This is a genomic window from Arsenicibacter sp. R0_47, assembly GCF_057652235.1.
On record NZ_JBYFCJ010000003.1, the window covers coordinates 162,747 to 180,069 of the forward strand.

Annotated in this window: 17 protein-coding genes; 10 read left to right on the forward strand and 7 right to left on the reverse strand. The window is 52.6% G+C overall.

From position 1 onward, the window contains the following. Nucleotides 1–113 precede the first annotated feature (113 nt). Nucleotides 114–1,145 carry a galactitol-1-phosphate 5-dehydrogenase gene (locus AC23NW_RS06685; RefSeq protein ID WP_487448492.1) on the forward strand — a complete coding sequence of 344 codons (1,032 nt, stop codon included), beginning with the start codon at nucleotides 114–116 and terminating at the stop codon, nucleotides 1,143–1,145. A gap of 40 nt (nucleotides 1,146–1,185) precedes the next feature. After that, nucleotides 1,186–2,505 carry an APC family permease gene (locus AC23NW_RS06690; RefSeq protein WP_293833960.1) on the forward strand — a complete coding sequence of 440 codons (1,320 nt, stop codon included), beginning with the start codon at nucleotides 1,186–1,188 and terminating at the stop codon, nucleotides 2,503–2,505. Between the two features lie 109 nt (nucleotides 2,506–2,614). Here AC23NW_RS06690 and AC23NW_RS06695 read toward each other — a convergent pair whose 3' ends face one another. Beyond that, nucleotides 2,615–4,552: a CocE/NonD family hydrolase gene (locus tag AC23NW_RS06695; protein ID WP_487448494.1), complete on the reverse strand. Its 1,938-nt coding sequence runs from the start codon at nucleotides 4,550–4,552 to the stop codon at nucleotides 2,615–2,617. Nucleotides 4,553–4,628: 76 nt separating this feature from the next. Between AC23NW_RS06695 and AC23NW_RS06700 the strand changes: the two genes are divergently transcribed. After that, nucleotides 4,629–5,525, forward strand: coding sequence for a LysR family transcriptional regulator (locus AC23NW_RS06700; protein WP_293833964.1), 897 nt, complete (start codon nucleotides 4,629–4,631; stop codon nucleotides 5,523–5,525). 51 nt (nucleotides 5,526–5,576) lie between these two features. Here AC23NW_RS06700 and AC23NW_RS06705 read toward each other — a convergent pair whose 3' ends face one another. Continuing rightward, entirely contained in the window at nucleotides 5,577–5,963 is a 387-nt protein-coding gene (locus AC23NW_RS06705) for a TraR/DksA family transcriptional regulator (RefSeq protein ID WP_293843307.1), read from the reverse strand. A gap of 353 nt (nucleotides 5,964–6,316) precedes the next feature. Here AC23NW_RS06705 and AC23NW_RS06710 point away from each other — a divergent pair, with 353 nt between their 5' ends. The 4 genes from AC23NW_RS06710 to meaB all read left to right on the forward strand — a co-directional run bounded on the left by AC23NW_RS06710 (nucleotide 6,317) and on the right by meaB (nucleotide 10,032). Next, the gene (locus tag AC23NW_RS06710; RefSeq protein ID WP_487448496.1) at nucleotides 6,317–7,591 is read left to right on the forward strand and encodes a Glu/Leu/Phe/Val family dehydrogenase; all 1,275 of its coding nucleotides are present in this window, start codon (nucleotides 6,317–6,319) and stop codon (nucleotides 7,589–7,591) included. A gap of 126 nt (nucleotides 7,592–7,717) precedes the next feature. Further along, nucleotides 7,718–8,380 carry a phosphatidylserine decarboxylase family protein gene (locus tag AC23NW_RS06715; protein WP_487448497.1) on the forward strand — a complete coding sequence of 221 codons (663 nt, stop codon included), beginning with the start codon at nucleotides 7,718–7,720 and terminating at the stop codon, nucleotides 8,378–8,380. A gap of 56 nt (nucleotides 8,381–8,436) precedes the next feature. Beyond that, on the forward strand, nucleotides 8,437–9,054 hold the full coding sequence (locus AC23NW_RS06720; RefSeq protein ID WP_293843313.1) for a rhomboid family intramembrane serine protease: 618 nt from the start codon (nucleotides 8,437–8,439) through the stop codon (nucleotides 9,052–9,054). Between the two features lie 6 nt (nucleotides 9,055–9,060). Then, entirely contained in the window at nucleotides 9,061–10,032 is a 972-nt protein-coding gene (gene meaB / locus AC23NW_RS06725; protein ID WP_293843315.1) for a methylmalonyl Co-A mutase-associated GTPase MeaB, read from the forward strand. On the opposite strand, the gene AC23NW_RS06730 is transcribed toward meaB, so the two are convergent. Then, nucleotides 10,024–10,974, reverse strand: coding sequence for an App1 family protein phosphatidate phosphatase (locus AC23NW_RS06730; RefSeq protein ID WP_487448499.1), 951 nt, complete (start codon nucleotides 10,972–10,974; stop codon nucleotides 10,024–10,026). The two genes, meaB and AC23NW_RS06730, sit on opposite strands and share 9 nt — an antisense overlap. Nucleotides 10,975–11,074: 100 nt before the next feature. Between AC23NW_RS06730 and AC23NW_RS06735 the strand changes: the two genes are divergently transcribed. Continuing rightward, entirely contained in the window at nucleotides 11,075–12,010 is a 936-nt protein-coding gene (locus AC23NW_RS06735; protein ID WP_487448501.1) for a diacylglycerol/lipid kinase family protein, read from the forward strand. A gap of 35 nt (nucleotides 12,011–12,045) precedes the next feature. Here the strand turns inward: AC23NW_RS06735 and folB are convergent, their stop codons facing one another. The 3 genes from folB to AC23NW_RS06750 all read right to left on the reverse strand — a co-directional run bounded on the left by folB (nucleotide 12,046) and on the right by AC23NW_RS06750 (nucleotide 14,406). Further along, nucleotides 12,046–12,396 carry a dihydroneopterin aldolase gene (gene folB / locus AC23NW_RS06740; protein ID WP_487448502.1) on the reverse strand — a complete coding sequence of 117 codons (351 nt, stop codon included), beginning with the start codon at nucleotides 12,394–12,396 and terminating at the stop codon, nucleotides 12,046–12,048. A gap of 30 nt (nucleotides 12,397–12,426) precedes the next feature. Further along, a complete protein-coding gene (locus AC23NW_RS06745) occupies nucleotides 12,427–13,374 on the reverse strand; it encodes a DivIVA domain-containing protein (protein ID WP_487448503.1) in 948 nt (315 codons plus the stop codon). Nucleotides 13,375–13,494: 120 nt separating this feature from the next. Next, entirely contained in the window at nucleotides 13,495–14,406 is a 912-nt protein-coding gene (locus AC23NW_RS06750) for a WD40 repeat domain-containing protein (protein WP_487448504.1), read from the reverse strand. 107 nt (nucleotides 14,407–14,513) lie between these two features. Between AC23NW_RS06750 and AC23NW_RS06755 the strand changes: the two genes are divergently transcribed. Further along, nucleotides 14,514–15,161, forward strand: coding sequence for a 4'-phosphopantetheinyl transferase family protein (locus AC23NW_RS06755; protein WP_487448505.1), 648 nt, complete (start codon nucleotides 14,514–14,516; stop codon nucleotides 15,159–15,161). Here the strand turns inward: AC23NW_RS06755 and AC23NW_RS06760 are convergent. Beyond that, on the reverse strand, nucleotides 15,158–16,033 hold the full coding sequence (locus AC23NW_RS06760; protein WP_487448506.1) for a transglutaminase-like domain-containing protein: 876 nt from the start codon (nucleotides 16,031–16,033) through the stop codon (nucleotides 15,158–15,160). The genes AC23NW_RS06755 and AC23NW_RS06760 overlap by 4 nt on opposite strands. 157 nt (nucleotides 16,034–16,190) lie before the next feature. Here AC23NW_RS06760 and galE point away from each other — a divergent pair, with 157 nt between their 5' ends. Continuing rightward, nucleotides 16,191–17,231 carry a UDP-glucose 4-epimerase GalE gene (gene galE, locus AC23NW_RS06765; RefSeq protein ID WP_487448507.1) on the forward strand — a complete coding sequence of 347 codons (1,041 nt, stop codon included), beginning with the start codon at nucleotides 16,191–16,193 and terminating at the stop codon, nucleotides 17,229–17,231. Nucleotides 17,232–17,323 lie beyond the last annotated feature (92 nt).

Genomic DNA, 17,323 nt, shown 5'->3' on the forward strand with positions numbered 1-17,323 from the left:
AAGAAAACTTCGTGCTGCTTCCGGTCTTTTCGTCTTCGTGGTATGTTTCCTGCTTTCGGGGTAATTATAAATTGTTTCTTTCTACTTTAGCAATAAAGACCCTTATCAGCTTTATGAAAGCACTCGTATTAACAGAATACAATCATTTTGACGTGCAGGATGTCCCGAAACCTGCGCCTGGCCCGAACGACGTACTGGTGCGTGTGCAGGCGGTCGGTATTTGCGGGAGCGACGTACATGGGATGGATGGCAGCAGCGGCCGCCGGATTCCGCCGATTATTATGGGCCATGAAGCCTCAGGTATCATTGCCGAAGTCGGGGAGGGTGTCCGGAACTGGGCTACCGGTGACCGTGTCACGTTCGATTCAACGGTATATGCACTCGATGACTGGTATAGCCGGCGGGGACAGTATAACCTGAGCGATGGCCGCGAAGTGGTAGGGGTATCTACACCGGATTTCAAACGCCACGGGGCCTTCGCCGAATATGTGGTTGTGCCGCAGCATATCCTGTATGCTATTCCCGATAATGTTTCCTTCACACAAGCTGCCCTTGTCGAACCGGTTGCGGTGGCGCTGCATGCGCTGAGTCTGACGCCGGTTCAGATCAACGATTCGGCCGTAGTGGTCGGGGCGGGCATGATCGGCCTGTTTGTGATTCAGGCGCTGAAACTGGCCGGTTGCGGTACCATCATTGCCATTGACCTGGACAACGACCGGCTGGCCCTCGCCAAATCGCTGGGCGCAACCGTTACGCTGAATGCCGGAACGGATGAGGTGGTGAAACAGGTGCAGGCGCATACCTACGGGCGTGGTGCCGATGTGGCCTTTGAAGTAGTCGGAGCGGGGCCAACCGTCCGGACGGCGATTGAGTGTGTCCGTAAAGGGGCGACCGTTACGCTGGTGGGCAATCTGGCACCGAACGTAGAAATCCCGTTGCAGGCCGTTGTAACCCGTCAGCTGCGGCTACAGGGCTCCTGTGCTATCAACGGGGAATACGAAGCCGCCCTGGCCCTGATTTCGTCGGGCCGGATGAATGTCGGAGCTATTCTGAGCGCCGAGGTACCGCTGACCGAAGGCCCTGACTGGTTTAAACGGCTTTACCAGAAAGAAAAAGGCCTGATCAAGGTCGTGCTGAAGCCCTGATTTACGTATCGCTTACCCTATAACAACCTGAACAGACTACATGGCCAAACGTACCCAACTCCTGAAGTTGCTGGGCGTCGGATTCGGAATTGCCGTTACCATCGGCGGGACCATCGGCACCGGTATATTGCGCAAACCCGGCACCATTGCCAATGACCTCGGCAGCCCGACGCTGATTATTGCCATCTGGCTGATTGTGGGCGTTTACGCGCTGGTCGGGTCACTCTCCGTGATCGAACTGGGCACTATGTTGCCTAAAGCAGGCGCATGGTACGTGTATGCACGGCGGGCCTTCGGCGATTATGTCGGCTTTGTGATCGGTATCAGCAGCTGGCTGGGGAGTATTTCGGCCATGGCATTTTCGGCGTCGGTAATGAGCGAATACATCGGGTTACTGGTTCCGTCACTGAGTACATCGCTCAAGGCCGTGGCAATCGGTATTCTGGCGGCGTTTGTGGCCTTTCACTGGATAGGTGTCCGGCTGGCCAGTAAAGCGCAGGAAGTCATGAGCTTTCTGAAAGCCATCGGGTTATTGATTCTGGTCGGGGCCTGTTTTTTCTATGCGCCCGATAAAACACCAGTCACTGCCCGGGCTATTGAACCATTAGCCGAAGGCGGCATGTGGGTCGGTATTCTAGCGGCGCTACAGGCGGTATTTTATACTTACGACGGCTGGCACACGGCGGCCTATTTTACCGAAGAAGACGTTAATCCGGACAAAAACCTGCCGAAATCAATGGTAAGCGGTGTGCTGCTGATCATTGGTATTTATGTGCTGGTTAATCTGGCACTGCTGTATGTGTTGCCGCTGGACCAGCTGAAGCAATCGAAACTGCCGGCTGCCGACGCCATTCAGCTGATTTACGGGGAGGGTAGTTCGCGGGTGGTGACGTTTCTGCTGATGATTTCGATCATGGGTATCATCAATGCGCAGATCATGTTCAACCCGCGGGTGATTTACGCCATTGCGCGGGATGGCTTGTTTTTCCGGTGGATGACGCCCATCAATGCGGGAGGAACGCCGGGTATCGCTATGATCTTTACCGCTTCGATGTCGATCCTGATGATTCTGACGAATACCTACGCCAAGCTATCTGACATTGCCACCTTCTTTTTTGTGATGTGTTATGCGTCGGGTTTTGCCTCGCTGATCCGGCTGCGGCATACCGAACCGGACCTGAAACGTCCGTTCCGGGCGTGGGGCTATCCGTTTTCTACCTGGACCTTATTGATTGTTTCCTGCCTGTTTCTGGTCGGGGCCATCATCGGCGATCCGATGGGCAGTGTCTATGCGCTGGGCTTTATCGTCATCAGCTACCCGATTTACCGGCTTATCAAGCGTGCTCCGCAGGCGGAGTGAAGAGGGTGATTAGTGGCGTTACCACTTCAGCTATTTTTACCACATAGCTACATAGAGCACATAAGAGAATTAACTCTTTGTTTTTCTATGTGGCTATGTGGTAATTTTTTTATTTCAACACATTAACTGTAATGCCCGATGGGTGGGCGGCGTCGTGATACAGACGGATGGTTGCCTTGTGAAAGTCTTTGGCTTCGGCGTCCTTCATCCGTACAAACGTCTGCGGGTTCATATCCACCAGCGGGAACCAGCTGCTCTGCACCTGTACCATCAGCCGGTGGCCTTTCTGAAACGTGTGCAAGACATCCGGCAGTGTAAAACTTACCTTACTGGCCTGACCCGGCGTGAAGGCTTCCGGCGTTTCAAAACTGTTCCGGAAACGACCCCGCATCACCTCGGCCCGAACCAGCCGCTGATAGCCTGCCATTTGCAGTCCTTTGGGATTCGGGCTCGGATTCGGCGTATTGTCGGGCAGCACATCAATGATTTTGACGATAAAATCAGCATCCGTACCGGTTGTTGAGGCAAAGAGGTTCGCCATAACCGAACCGCTCAAGGTCAGGTCTTCCGTCAGCGGTTCGGTCTGGAACACCAGTACATCCGGACGACGGGCGGCAAACCGCTGGTCTTCGATCATGTATTGGTTGTTGCGGCGCGGGAAAATGCCGTCCGTGTAGGGCACCGGCTTTTTCGGATCGCTGACGTATTCGTCAAAGGCATCGGGTGTTGCCGGAGCGGTTTTAGTCAGCACGCCGTTGTCCCCGAAATAAAAACTCTGGGCCTGTGCAGCGGCCGGTGGCCATGTATCGAACGATTTCCATTCGTTGGTGCCCGTATTGAACAAAGTTGCCTCGCCCGCCGTAAAGGTGCCTTTATCTTTCAGGTAAAAGGCAAAAAACTGGTTCTCCAGATTGTCGCGGTAATATTTAGCCGTATTCTGCCCGAAATTGAGCGGGCCGAACTCCGACCAGTTGTCGCGCGACCAGGCGCCGTGTGTCCACGGTCCCATCACCAGCCGGTTCTGATTGCCGCTGCTTTGCTTTTCAATGGCTTCGTAGGTACGCAGCGCACCGAACAGATCTTCGGCATCAAACCAGCCTCCGACCACCAGCGTTGCCGGTTTGATATTTTTCAGGTGTGTCCGGATGTTCCGCGATTTCCAGTAGTCATCGTAGGTGTCGTGCTCCAGGTATTCGTTCCAGATTTTAGCCTTGTTGTTGTACAGATTCGCTGCATTGGCATTTTTGACCGGACCCAGATTCAGGAAATACTGATAGGCATCCTTCGTCTGCATCGAAAACAGCGGGGCGTAGTTCTGTACCGGACCGGTCCGTGGTGCATCAAAGTAATTCATGAACGAAAAATTGTCGAGCAGGAAAAATGCGCCGTTGTGCCGCGCATCGTCGCCCATAAATTCATCGGTTACCGGTGCCTGGGGCGAAACGGCTTTCAGGGCAGGGTGGGCATCCGGCAGGGCCGCCGAAGCATAGAAGCCCGGGTACGAAATGCCCGTCATGCCAACGCGGCCGTTATTATTTGGTATGTTTTTCAGTAGCCACTCAATAGTATCGTAGGTATCCGTGCTTTCGTCGACAGGACCCTTTACCGGCGTTGCTGCCTTACTTTTTTTCGGTTTTGCCGTTTTCAGATGCGCGTTAGGCTCACCGTGTCCGGGTGTCATTTCTTCGAAATCACCTTCGCTCATATAACGACCGCGGACATCCTGGTAAACAAAGATGTATTTTTCCTGCGACAGATCACGGCCGGGACCTGGACCCGTACGCGGATAATTGTTTTCCCCGTAAGGATCAACCGAATACGGCGTCCGCTCCATCAGAAAAGGGTATTTGTTGGTGGCTCCGGCATCCTTAGGCACATAAATGATGGTGTATAGCTTCGTACCGTCGCGCATGACCAGTTGGCGGTCGAGCTTGGTGTAGTTCTGCCGCACAAAGGCGGTGTCTGCTGATGTGCTTTGTGCGATGGCTGTTGCCGGGGCCAGAGCAGCGACCAGCAGCGTAAGCAGGTGTTTTTTCGTAGAAAACATGGGTGTTTTAGTATCTTTCGACAAAAATAGCACGCTTTGCCGACCAACGGGCAGGTGAATCGCCGGATTTCGTTTTATGCTGGATTTTCGTTTACAGGTTTTTTATACAGTAGCCCGCCGTCTGAGTTTTACCAAGGCCGCTGCGGAGTTATACATTTCGCAACCGGCTGTAACCAAGCATATTCACGAACTCGAAACGCAGTTCGGGACGGCCCTGTTTGAGCGGAAGGGCAATCAGATTTTTCTGACACCGGCCGGGCAGATTGTCCGGCAGCACGCCGAAACCATTGCCGCGACTTACCGGCAGATGGAGTTTGATCTCAATGCCCTGAAAGATAAAGTAGGGGGCAACCTGCGGCTGGGCGGCAGCAGCACGATTGCTCAGTACCTGCTTCCGCCGATTCTGGCCCGTTTTCACGCCCAGTACGCGGATGTTGCCGTGTCGCTGGCGAGTGGCAACACGCTTCAGATTGAACAGGCATTGCTGAAAAAAGACATTGAGCTGGGCTTGGTCGAAGGCCGGACCCGACACAGCGATATACGCTATACGCCGTTTGTACAGGACGAAATTGTGTTGGTCATGCGGGCCGATCACCCTTTATCGGGCCGCGACGAAATCAGTCTGGCTGAGCTGAAAGCGACCCCGATACTGTTGAGGGAGCGCGGTTCCGGAACGCTGGAAGTCATTGAGTATGCCCTTCGGGGTGTAGATGTCCGGATGAGCGATCTGACGGTGGAAATGTACCTGGGCAATTCGGAGAGCATCAAAACCTACCTGCTGCATTCGCGCTGTATTGCCTTTCTGTCGATTCATGCCCTTGGTGATGAACTGAAGGCCGGTACATTGCAGGTCGTAGATGTGGCAGGGCTGACGATCCGGCGCGATTTTTACGCCATTCAGCCGCAGGGAGCCCATGAAGGGCTGGCGGAGACGTTTCTGCGGTTTGCCCGCCATCAGTACAACCGCGTGTAGCCCTGAAAACGCCGGCAGCACGCTCACTCAGCGTGCTGCCGGCTGAAAATCTTAATTTGATTGACGAAGTTTGGCTTCAATCGTTTGCTGGGTGTGTGGTACAGCCCGCAGACGCTCTTTGGGAATCAGTTTTCCGGTGTCCTTACAGATGCCGTAGGTCTTGTTTTTGATCCGGACCATGGCTGCATCCAGCTGCTGAATGAATTTTTGCAAACGGGCCGCCAGCTGGCTGAGGTTTTCACGCTCACTGGCATCAGCGCCGTCTTCTAACAACTTTGAGTTGCCGGCCGTATTATCAGTACCACTGTCGTTCCGTTTACTCAACGTTTCTTTGATGTAATTCAATTCGTTACGAGTGTCTTCCAACTTCTTGCTAATCAGCGTTTCGAACTCTTTGAGGTCGTCGTCTGAATAGCGCTTTTTCTCTTCCTGAAACATGGGCAAGTGGGCTCTCTAAAATGTAACAAAACAACTCAGGTTGTATAAGCAACAAAATTACTCACATCATTGGTTCTTTTCAATAAAATCCGGCTAAAGCAAATATTTTTAAAAAAATTAGCGAATTGCTATCCTGAAAAAATACCAATTAATATTTTGATAACGGGAAAAGCAACGTAACACAATTTGGCTATTGTTTATAGTATTAACTGATTATTTGTACGCCTTTAGATTAGATAATTCCCGGAAAAAATATTCCTTTCACATTATCGTTTTTGATTTGTTAATATTGCAGCACACTTCATCAATAGTGTCTGATTATACTTCATCAACAGGCTATAGTTTAACTGGTTATGGGATATATAGAACCCGCTCCAATAAAAGATAAAGAGAATCCTCTCGAATCCATGATGTCGCGTTTCGACGCTGCGGCCCGCATGGTGGGCATCAGCGAAGAAATGTACTATATTCTTAAAGTACCTGCCCGTCAGGTAATTGTCGGCCTACCTGTTACGATGGACAACGGGGAGATCCGCGTATTTGAAGGGTACCGCGTTATTCACTCAAACATTCTTGGTCCTGCAAAAGGCGGTATCCGCCTTGATCCGGGCGTACACCTCGACGAAGTCCGTGCCCTGGCTGCATGGATGACCTGGAAATGTGCTGTTGTAGACATTCCGTATGGCGGGGCCAAAGGTGGTATTGCCTGCAACCCGCGTGAGATGTCGGCCGGTGAAATTGAACGGCTGATCCGTCAGTATACCGTGGCGATGCTGGACGTAATCGGCCCCGACCGCGATATTCCGGCTCCCGACATGGGTACCGGTCCGCGCGAAATGGCCTGGATTGTCGATGAATACTCGAAAGCGAAAGGCATGACGGTTAACAGCGTCGTGACCGGTAAACCACTGGTACTAGGAGGGTCGCTGGGCCGTACGGAAGCAACCGGCCGCGGGGTTACCATTGCCGCACTGGCTGCGATGGATAAGCTCCGGCTGAACCCGTACCGTGCAACCGCTGCGATCCAGGGCTTTGGTAACGTAGGGTCGTATGCGGCTGAACTGCTGCACGAGCGGGGCGTCACCGTGGTCGCTGTCAGCGATATTTCAGGTGGTTATTACAACCCGAAAGGCATCGACATCAATGCTGCCATTGCTTACCGCAACAATAACCGCGGTACGCTCGAAGGCTTTACCGGTGCCGAAAAAATCTCCAATGAAGATTTGCTGACGCTCCCGGTTGATGTACTGGTACCGGCTGCCAAGGAAGATGTCATTACCGACGAAAATGCGCCGTACATTCAGGCGAAAATGATCGTCGAGGGCGCGAACGGCCCGACATCAGCCAGCGCCGATGAGATTATCAACAGCAAGGGCATTATGGTCGTGCCGGATATCCTGGCCAATGCGGGCGGGGTAACCGTATCCTACTTTGAATGGGTACAAAACCGGATCGGCTACAAATGGACGCTCGACCGGATTAACCGCCGCGCCGACCGGGTCATGAAAGACGCCTTTGACCGCGTGTTTGCTACATCGCAGAAGCACCAGGTGCCGATGCGTTTAGCGGCGTATATTGTTGCCATCGATAAGGTCGCGAGTACCTACAAATTCCGCGGCGCCTACTAATCGATTTACGATTTAAGTCAGGTTCGGTACGATTTACAAGGTACGATGTCTATCTTTGTTGACTTTATTCGTATGTTGTCAATCGTACCGCGCTTGCGTACATTATCGTAAATCATTTCGTTCTCCATGCGTCTCCACCGCGAAGGCAATACCATCATTCTGACAACCAGCGTTGTTTTGCTGGCTGTTAACTTCCTGTCTTACAACTATCTTTTCTCCGGCAATGCCACGGCAATCTATGCTACGGCAGGCATCAGCCTCATCCTTTTCCTGCTTGTTGTTCAGTTCTTCCGCGTTCCCAACCGCCAGCTGACCATCAATGACCGGCAGATTGTTGCCCCGGCCGACGGTACGGTTGTCGTAATTGAAGAAACCGAAGAAACGGAGTATTTCCACGACAAACGCCGTCAGATTTCCATTTTCATGTCGCCGATAAACGTGCACGTCAACCGTAATCCTGTTTCCGGTATTGTACGCTATTTTCGGTACTACCCGGGCAAATACCTGGTGGCATGGCACCCTAAGTCGAGTACTGAAAACGAGCGGACTACCGTGGTGATTGAGGCTAAAAACGGAGTGCATGTACTCTTCCGGCAAATCGCCGGCGCCATGGCCCGCCGGATTGTCTGGTACGTACGCGAAGGCGAAGCGGTTGAGCAAACCGGCGAAATGGGCTTCATCAAGTTTGGTTCACGCGTTGACGTGTTTGTGCCGCTCGATGCTAAGATCAACGTCAGCATGGGCGAAAAAACCAAAGGTGGTGTGACTGTGCTGGCCGAAATGAACTAAAACCGGTTTACTGAACGTAGTACGGGTGTCTTCTGACCGCTAAAAACAACTCACTAATGTCGATTACGCTTGCTTTGATTCTCATCACAGTACTTGTCAGTCTGTGGGCATGGAGAGATGAATCCATGCTGGACAACTGGATACTGAATCCATATAAAACGGTTAAAAAGAAGCAGTACTACCGCCTGCTGACCTCAGGTTTTCTGCACGCCGATCTGGGACACCTGTTTTTTAACATGTTCAGCTTCTACATTTTCGGCAATCAGATTGAACAGGTTTTTACAGCCCTGTTTGGCGGAAGTGCACCGGTTTACCTGCTGGTGTTTTATCTGCTGGCCATTGTTGTGTCTGATATTCCGACGCTGATCAAATACCGTAACGACTCCCGCTACAACTCGTTGGGGGCATCGGGTGGCGTGTCGGCGATTATCTTCGGCTCCATCATGTTTTTCCCGCTGGGCGATATTTGTCTGTATTTCGCGCTGTGTATGCCGGCCTTTATTTTCGGCATTTTATACCTGGGCTATTCGTTCTGGGCCTCCCGCCGCGGCGTTGGTTATGTCAACCACGATGCGCACTCTTACGGGGCGTTGTTTGGTATCCTCTTTATGATTGCGGTGTATCCGCCGGTGTTAGCCTCCTTCTCGCAGCAGGTGTATAACTGGATTTTCTAACCGCCTATGCGTAACCGCCTGGCCCCCGAACAGTACATCAACGGCATACTAGCCGGTGACCGGCTGTTGCTGAGCCGTGCCATTACGCTGGCTGAAAGCCGGCTGGCGTCTGATCAGGCGCTGGCACAGACCGTATTGGCGGGTGTATTGCCGCATACCGGTAAGGCCGTCCGGATTGGCATTACGGGCGTCCCCGGCGTTGGCAAGAGTACCTTCATTGAATCATTTGGCAAACACCTGACCGGTCTGGGTAAAAAACTGGCCGTGCTGGCGATTGATCCGACCAGTCAGCGGTCGGGGGGGAGTTTATTAGGTGATAAAACCCGGATGGAAACGCTGTCGGTTGATCCGCTGGCGTATATCCGTCCTTCACCCGCCGGCGATTCGCTGGGCGGGGTCGCGCACCGTACCCGCGAAACAATGCTGCTGTGCGAGGCCGCCGGCTTTGACGTAATTCTGATCGAAACGGTTGGGGTCGGGCAGTCGGAGACGCTGGTTCATGGCATGGTCGATTTCTTTCTGCTCCTGATGCTGGCCGGTGCCGGTGACGAATTGCAGGGTATGAAGCGCGGGATTATGGAGCTGGCCGATGCACTGGCGATCACCAAAGCCGATGGCGATAACGTTGCCAATGCCAAACGCGCCCGTGTCGAATACCAGAATGCGCTACATCTGTTTCCGCCGACCGGTACAGGCTGGTTTCCGCCCGTCGTTACGTGTTCGGCTACCACCGGTGCCGGTATTGCCGGTATCTGGACTTTAATTGAAGAACAGCAGGCATTAACGACACAGAACGGCAGCCACCGGCAACGCCGGCAGTCGCAGCAGCTCGACTGGTTCCGGAGTTACCTTCGCCAGCGGCTTGAGCAGCAGTTTTATGCACAGGCCGGTATGCGTGAACGGCTCGCTGAGACGGAAGCGCAGGTGCAGGCCGGAGAACTGCTGCCGGTACAGGCCGTCAACAGCTTGTTAGGGTAGCAGACCGATGCGCTGTGAATGCTCAATCGCTTTAGCGCTGTGCCGGAAATAGCATACCGACACCCCTGCCTGTTCCATCTGGCCAATTAACTGCTTCGTACGCTCCTGATTCTTCTCATTAATCTGCCGCAGATACACAGACCGGATCTGATTCGGATAATGGGCAATTACCGACGCATAGATAGCCGGATCTTCCTGTGAATCATCACCCAGCAAGATAAATTTCCGTTCCGGATACATGTGCAGTATACGGGCGATGCGGTCCATTTTCGTAAAATGCTTGTTTTTCCCGGTCTTCCATAATTGCCGCAACCGCTTCAGCTGGCTCAGCAGGTAAACGCCGTCGGGCAGGTGGTTGGTCTCCGAGAACTCAAGGATATAGTCGTAGAGGTTCCACTCGCTGCTGGAAACAAAGAAAAAAGGGTTCGTGTGGCCGTCGACTGTACAAGCGTTGGCGAGCAACTGATAATGGGTAACCACATCGTCGAACGGCTCACGGCTATGGGCGTTTTCGGTTAGTAACACCAGCAGCCGCCTGGCAATGGTCGAAGAATGTGACACCAGAAACGTATCGTCGATGTCGGAAATACAGCCATACTGCGTGTCGGGCGGGATGTAAAACCGGCCCTCGCCTTCGGTAATCCACCGGTGTGCCGTAATCAACTCAACCTTGATGGTATGCCATCCGGGGGGCAGCGGCTCCTGCGGTATCCATTCGATCCGGAAAAAGCCGTCTGCATCGGTCAGGGTCTGTAGGGTTGTGCCTTTAAGCCGGACCGTTACGTTAGGCACCGGCCGTACGAAAAATAACCGGATAACCGCTAACAGATTAACCAGCATATTCTTACGGTATTTCCGGCGGGGCATCGGGCTCAACCGGAGCACATGCCCCTGAATAGTTACCTTACGGGCATTGCCATACCCGCGATAGACGCGAACCACTAAATCATTTGTTAGGCGGAACCACGCTAAAATTGTTTTCTTCCAGCTATCCTTTCGGGTAGTTTTCAGTTTAATGGGTAGATGTTTATTTACTGTTTCCATGCAACCAAAATCGTCGGCCGATCAAACCATAAACCGGCAAGAAGCCAATAAGTTGAAAATCCTGTTTATAATCAATCCTGTTTCGGGTGGTAATGATAAATCGGAGCTTACCGGTGATATCACGGCCTACTTCCGGAACATGGAAAATGAACCCGTTTTTGTTTTTCTGGATGGGAAACAGGATAGCCGGATTGTACGAAAGGCCATTGAGGAGCATCAGCCTGACCGGGTTGTGGCCGTAGGCGGTGACGGAACGGTGAAAATTGTTGCTGAGCACTTGCTGGGAACCTCCATTCCGCTGGGCATTTTACCGGCTGGGTCGGCTAACGGGCTGGCGCGGGAGCTGTCTCTGCCGGCAACTACCCCCGAACTGCTGGACATTTTTGCCAACGGCACGGCAAAACCGCTCGATGCCATTTGCGTAAATGATGACATCTGCCTTCACCTGAGCGACATTGGCCTCAACGCACAACTGGTAAAATACTATGCCGAAAACAACTGGCGGGGCAAACTGGGGTATCTCCGGGGTGTAGTGCGCACATTGTACCGTAAACGCCTGCTTGACATTGAGATTCACTCAAAAAAAGAGTCGCTTTCCTGCCAGGCCTTTATGGTTGTCCTTGCCAATGCGCGCATGTACGGCACCGGTGCGATCATTAATCCGGAGGGGGAGCTGAACGATGGTGCTTTTGAGGTAATTATTCTGCGTGACCTGTCTTTCTGGGAGTTTCTGAAAATGTTCTGGCGCTACAAACCGTTCGACCCGAATAAGATTCATATTTTTCCGGCTACGTCGATAACTATCAAAACCCGCCGCAAGGCCTATTTTCAGGTCGACGGGGAGTATAAAGGGAAAGTTAAGGAAGTGACCGCACGTATCCGATCCGGTGAGTTAACGGTTCTGATGCCGCCTCAACCTGCCGAACCGGCATAAAAAAGCGGTACCGGTTTGCGGTACCGCCTGTATATTCAGCCTTTAAGTGTAATCCGTGCCCGATGGCAGACACCGCCAATCGGCGGATTAAACTTGGATACGCTTACTTCGACCGCCGTAACAACCGGATAAGCCATCCGGATTTCTTCGATAAGCTGTCGAGCAATGTGTTCCAGCAGCCGGGCTTTCCGTGACATTACGCCGGCCGCGATCTGGTATAATTTTTCGTAATCGACGGTGCCGCTAAGCCGGTCCTGCTGCGCACCTACTGAAAAATCGGTCGTGACCGTAATGTCAACCGAGTACTTATTGCCGATTTTCTGCTCCTCGTCATAATAGCCGTGGTAGGCAAAAAACTCAAGACCTTCTAAACTAATTGTTCCCAAAACGTTGCTGTCGGAGCACTGACGGGCTCCTTAAATTTGGTCAAAAAACGAGCCGCCTTCTTTTTTCGGCTCTGGTTCCGGTTCCGGCCGCGGCGTTTCGCGGGCATACTGCATCACGCTGGATACCGTTGGCAGTCCGGCTTCTTCCGGTTCTTCGGCCTGACCGATTGTATGATCAATATCTTCTTCGGTTTCGTAAGTCTGGTATTCCTGTTGAGGACTTTCCGTTTGCGGCGCATAGTTGTGCTGCTGATGGGCAAGGGCTTCGTCGACGCCGGCATCAATTGACTCGTTGCTGGCGGCTTCCGGAGCGGTGGTCGTTGCCGGATCTACCAGGTCGTCCAGCTGAGTTGTTGCGGTTGTTGCCGCAGCAGCTTCTTCCTGAGACCGCGCGTACGCTTCCTGCTCCGATTTAATCTGATCAGCCACTTCATCAATCTTACCTTTCAGCGACTGGCGCTCAAATTTTTTCTCGAAGCGGTCGACGCTGTCGAGCGCATTGCCGGCCAGTGTCCGGATCTGCTGGGCAAGGTTGTCTTTGTAGCGCTCCATGGCCTTGAAATCATGCTCCATGGCCTTCAGATCGTTGAGGATTGAGTCTTTCAGGTAGCGCGACTGATTTTCGGCGTCCTGAATCATCAGCGCGGAGCGCTTCCGCGCATCCGCAATCATTTCATCCGCCTTTTTACGGGCATCGGTCAGGTGCTGATCGGCAGCACGGTTGGCCTGCTCTGTAATCTGGCTACTGGTATCTTCAGCCGTTTTCAGCATCCGGAACAGCGTCAGCTCAACTTCCTTCAGTTTGTTAAGCTCTTTTTCGGCCAGCTCCAGCTGCATTTTCAGCATTTTCTGCTCGCCGACCACACGCTCCCATTCTTGCGAAAGCGAAGACAAAAAGGCCTCAACCTCTTCGGTTTTGTAGCCACGCAGCGCTTTTTCGAAGGTATGCTGCCGGATTTCAATGGGCGTGATCTTCATATGTTTTTAAGTACCTCAAGTACGTCAAAATCAGTCTTTGGCTGAAAATAACGCGGTTTATATCGATTTAGCAATAGTTCGCCTGAATTTGTAAGAATCAGACCGTTTTTTATTCTATGGTCAGTTTTGCAAAGCATTTACCGACCAGACAGAAATCGTCCGGTCATCGCTTGCCGAGAGCAGGTGCGCCTGACCGGTTTCCCACAACAGCCGGTTTACCGACGTGCCATGTCCGGCGTGCCGCGCCCGATCCACCACCTTCAGTAGTCTGAATGTTTCTGCGTTCCAGATTTTGATGGATTTATCCATACTGGCTGTTGCAAACAACGTGCCGTCCGGACTGAAAACGATGTGATTGATCGAAAACATGTGCGCAACAATGTCGTCTGCCAGTGCGTAGCTGTCATTTACCGCCCAGACCTTCAGGTGGGCATCGCGGCTGCCGCTCATCAGATACCGTCCGTCCGGAGAGTATGCTACTGTAAACACCGAATTAACGTGTCCTGTCAGTACCTGTTTCAGGTTCAGCGTTTCCAGATCGAAAATACGGATCATGTGGTCACTGTAGGCCACGGCAAATTCGCCCGATACAGGATTGACGGCAATGCTCCGGGCGCTTTTGTCCGATGCTTTCAGGTGCTTGCGCACGGCCAGCTGTTCTGCCTCCACCACAACGACCACGCCGTCGCCAAGTGCAACAAAAAGCTGGTTCTCATAACGCTTAATATCATAAATAGCCGCCGAGGTCAGCCGGAGCGATCCTATGGTCTCTTTCCGGTCCGGATCGATCCGGTGGATACCCTGATAGTTCTGCGCAACCCACAGCCAATTTCGTGCCGGATCATACGCCAGTGCGTAAACCGAGGCTGATACGCGGGCAATTAAATCACCCAGGTCGGGGCGGGCCAGCTGCCAGCGCACAATAAGGCCATCGCCACCGGCCGAAAAAAACGAACCGGCCTCTTTAGCGGGTTCCAGTGCATACACGCCTTCGCGGTGACCGCCGAATGTATCAAGCTTCTGAACGTACATAGTAGTGCAGCCGACCCTTTGTGCCTGGCAACGACCTTTTTTTGGGGCAGATCGCCGGTTGCTGTCGGGGTCATGCTATTTTTGCGCACAAAATTAGCGAAAAGAAAATGCCCTTGTTGTCTACGCTCCGGCCTGCCGGGGCTTGTGTGGTTTTTCTCTGGGAAATTGATGAAGATGAACCTGCGCTGCGGGCAGGTCTTTGGCTGACACCCGAAGAAGACGCTGACCTAGCCGGAATTACTCATCCGGCCCAGCGTGTTGAGTGGCTGGCGTGCCGGTCGGCAATGCGTCAGCTAAGCGAAAGCCAGGGATTTACGTACCACGGCATGGTTAAGGACGAATACGGCAAACCGCATCTGATTGGCTTACCGGGGCATATTTCGCTGTCGCATACGAGCGGATGGGCGGCGGCCGTCTGGCACCCCGACAAACCGGTGGGTCTGGATATTGAGCCGTTGCGGGCGCAGTTTTCCCGCGTGGTGCCGCGTGTTTTGTCGGAAGCAGAAATCCGGCACGCCGGTGGTAGCCTGCACCGGCTGGCCATGTACTGGTGTGCAAAGGAGTCGCTGTATAAATTATATGGCAAACGGCAGCTCACCTTTCGGGAACATTTGCATATTGAGCCGTTTGCCGATGACGATACACAGTTGACCGGCCATGTCCGCCTTCCCGATCATTTTGAAGCGCCTCCCGAAGGACCGGTTCAGATCTTTTGCTTCCGGACCGGCCCCGGGTTGCTGGCGGTAGCGTTCTAGCGCTGGGTATAGTCAGACAGGGGCAGGCTATCGTTATCGCCCCGGACCATGTCCAGAATCGCTTCTACTTCTTTTACGCGTCCGGTATCGCCGTTTTTCTCAAACGATACCATCAGATTTCGCAGCATCCGCCGGACAATATCCTGATTTGTACAGGGTTGATAAAAGATATCGTTGTGCTTCAGGTTCAGCTGGCCGATGTAATGGTCAATGTCGTTTTTCGAAAAAATGAGTCCGCGGTTAAAGACATTGATGTAAAACTGCACGCCGTTGTCATTTTTGTAGGTCAGTACAAACAAGGTAGGCAGGTTAACCCCGTATACGGGCATACCCAGCCGTTTGGCAATCATCATGTAAATAATACAAAGCGATATCGGATTCCCCCGGCGCGACTCAATAACCTGATTAATCATTGAATTGGCCGGAGAATGGAAGTGCTTTGAATTGGCGCCAAACCGTAGCTTATTGAAAAAGGCATTATTCAGCGCCTTAACCTGATCAACCGGATGCATCTCGGGCGAAAAATCCAGCCACACATCGTAATAAAACTGTTCAAGGTCCTGCCGGAGTTTATCGAGCGAGAGGTCCGGATATTGGTAAGTTGCAATTATCCATAAACCTTCCAGCAGGTCCATACCACCGCCCTGGTGCCAGATACGCATCCGCTCCAGCACACTCTGGTACTGCAGGTCATGAATGATCTCTTCGATGCGTTTCTGCAAAACAGGATTGAAGCTTTCACTCCACTCGGTTTCCAGAAACGGGATCATCTGACCACCCAACTGCCTGATACGTTGCTCCACGTGCTCTGCAATCTCATGATCTTCATCGTCCAGCAGAGAAATAAGTGCTTTAATTTCGCTCTCGTTCATATGTATTCAGGCGGCTTTATCTGTCTCTAAATAAATACTATTTCCAGAAAGTTACTGAATTTTATAGTTTTGTCCGGCAATCAATACCGGGCCTGTACATAGCACCTGCTTCCGGGTCGCTATCTACAAATAATAACAAATTTTTACAAAAAACGATTTGGATTCCTCAACGCATTCCTTCCCAAAAATTCTGGTCACTGGCGGAGCCGGATTCATTGGTTCGCACACCGTGGTTTCGTTGATCGAAGCCGGTTTTGAGCCTGTTATCGTGGATAACTTTGATAACTCAGAGCCTGCTGTTCTGGAGGGGCTACGCACCATCCTCGGCCGTGATGTTACCTGTTATACCGTGGACTGTAACGACGAAGCAGCCATGGACGAGATCTTCCGGAAAGAAGCCCTGCATGGCGTGATTCACTTTGCGGCCCACAAGGCAGTCGGTGAATCGGTTGAAAAACCGCTGAAGTACTACCGGAACAACCTCGGATCGCTGTGGACGCTGCTCGGACTGATGAGCACGCACAACGTGCCGCACCTGGTCTTCTCGTCGTCCTGCACGGTATACGGGCAGCCTGAACACTTACCGGTGACGGAACTGACACCGCGCCTGCCGGCAGAGTCGCCTTATGGCAATACCAAGGCGATGGGCGAAGACATCATCCGCGATTCGGTCCGTGCAAAGATGCCGGTAAAGGCTATTGCGTTACGTTATTTTAACCCGGTCGGCGCCCATCCGAGCGCCGTTATCGGTGAGCTGCCCCGCGGCGTACCGAGCAATCTGGTCCCGTTCCTGACACAGACTGCTGCCGGATTGCGGGATAAGCTGACTGTTTTCGGCGACGACTACAACACGCCCGATGGCAGCTGCATCCGTGATTTTATCCATGTCATGGACCTTGCCGAGGCGCATGTGCAGGCCCTTCGGCTGCTCGATCAGCAGGCGGAAACGTCGTTCTACGATATGTTCAATATCGGAACGGGGCAGGGTGCTTCTGTGCTGGAATTGATCCATACCTTTGAAGACGCAACCGGCGTGAAGCTGAATTATACCATCGGGCCGCGCCGTCCGGGGGATGTTGAGCAGATTTATGCCAATGTTGATAAAGCCACTAACGTCCTGGGCTGGCAGGCTAAACGCTCGCTGTCAGAATCGCTGAGCGACGCCTGGCGCTGGCAGCAGAAGCTTCAGGCGAAGTAATACCGTATTCTATTCATTTTCTGCGGAGCATATCCGTACATAACCAGTTCAGGCTATTGCCTGACTACACCGGTGTTTCCCGCAAACACCAT